Below are 1,495 nucleotides of genomic sequence, written 5' to 3'. Positions count from 1 at the left end.
GGCGGCTGTCAAGGATGTTGGCACCCTTAGTCATTTTTTATGCTGCATTTTCCAGCGCTGTTTCCGGCTTATCCGGATTCAACATCACCACTTCGACACGTTGCCATTGGCGACAGTGTTTTGACCATCGTTCCGGGTTGGCCCTTTGGGCTGATTCATACAAGGCTTTTCGGTTTGCCAACAGGGCAATGTCATGCCCCTGATGGCGTTGTTCCGGCGTCACATAACCGATAGCGCTATGCCGGTGCTCTTCGTTGTACCATCGGCTAAAACACTCAACCCACTGTCTTGCCTCATTTAGGTCCAGGAAGCCCGATGACGGCCACGCTGGAACATATTTCAGCGTTTTGAACAGCGATTCTACATACGGATTGTCGTTGCTGACCCGCGGCCGGCTGTGCGAACCGGTGATCTGCAGTTCTTCCAGCTTTGCTTTCAGCGTTTGGGATTTCATCGGCGCCCCATTATCGGCGTGCAGCACCAAAGGTTGCCGGTAGCACTGTTCACGCAGCACGGTACGCTGCAGCAGGGCGGCGGCCTGGTCACCATTTTCTTCTTCGTGAACCTCGTAACCGACGATTTTTCGGCTAAAGATATCTTCTATCAGATACAGATAAAAATACCGGCCACGGACTCGGGACGCGAGCCAGGTGATGTCCCATGTCCACACGTGGCGGGGCGCAAATGCCTGATAGCTGGTCGGTTTATTGACCTTCAGCGGTGCCAGGCTACGCCCTCGATGATGCACCTGACTGTGGCGCCGCAGGATCCGGTAAAACGTCGATTCGCTGGCCAGATAGACCCCTGTGTCCGCCAGACGTGGCACGATTTGCGCCGGCGGCAAACTGGCATACTCCGGCTCGTGACACACGGCCAGTATTTGATGTTCTTCGGCGAGTGTCAGCTTATTGGCCGGTCGTGGGCGCACCGCCGAAGGCCGGCGGTCTTCGGCCTGCCCGTTCCAGCGCCGCCAGGTGCGCAGGCTGATGCCCACTTCTCGGCAGGCGGGGAGCAGGCGCGCACCGGCGCTCGTCGCCTCGCCTATCCACCGGATAAATTGCACTCGCTCGTTCGCTGGCGTCAGTCGTCCTCGTCTGCTATCCCGTAATAACCATTGAGCTTTTTTCGCAACACCAGCAACGCGGCCGCCTCCGCCAGGGCTTTTTCCTTACGGGCCAATTCTCGCTTCAGCCCTTTGATTTCTTTTTGGGCCTGTTTTTGCGACTGCCGGGTATCGGGTTGTGGCGTTTGAAGGAAGTCCTGCTTCCACTGGGCTATTTGTTCTGGATAAAGCCCTTTACGACGACAATATTCGCCTAACTCGGTTTGACTGAGTGTGGCGGTTTCCACGATCACGGCGAAACGGGCTTCGGTCGACCATTGTTCGGTAGTTTTATTTGCTCCGGGCACGGGCTTTCCCTCCAATTTGGCCTGAATACGCCAGTTGTAAAGGGTAGCTTCCGATATTCCTTCTTGCTGTGCAAGTGCGCTAACA

Annotated in this window: 1 protein-coding gene; it reads right to left on the bottom strand. The window is 56.1% G+C overall.

The genetic code is table 11. The features are described from left to right. Nucleotides 1-37: 37 nt before the first annotated feature. Nucleotides 38-1,495, bottom strand: a protein-coding gene (locus tag DES54_RS18420) for an IS3 family transposase (RefSeq protein WP_244910742.1) whose coding sequence is annotated in 2 segments (ribosomal slippage) — nucleotides 38-1,128 and nucleotides 1,128-1,495 — 1,459 coding nt annotated over the 2 segments. Because the reading frame shifts where the segments join, the coding sequence is not laid out codon by codon here. This gene is flagged as partial in the annotation.

It is taken from the genome of Brenneria salicis ATCC 15712 = DSM 30166, assembly GCF_003315515.1.
In the GTDB taxonomy this organism is placed as follows: Bacteria; Pseudomonadota; Gammaproteobacteria; order Enterobacterales; family Enterobacteriaceae; genus Brenneria; species Brenneria salicis.
The sequence above is the reverse complement of the archived record's forward strand: the minus strand, read 5'-3'. Positions and strand labels throughout refer to the sequence as shown.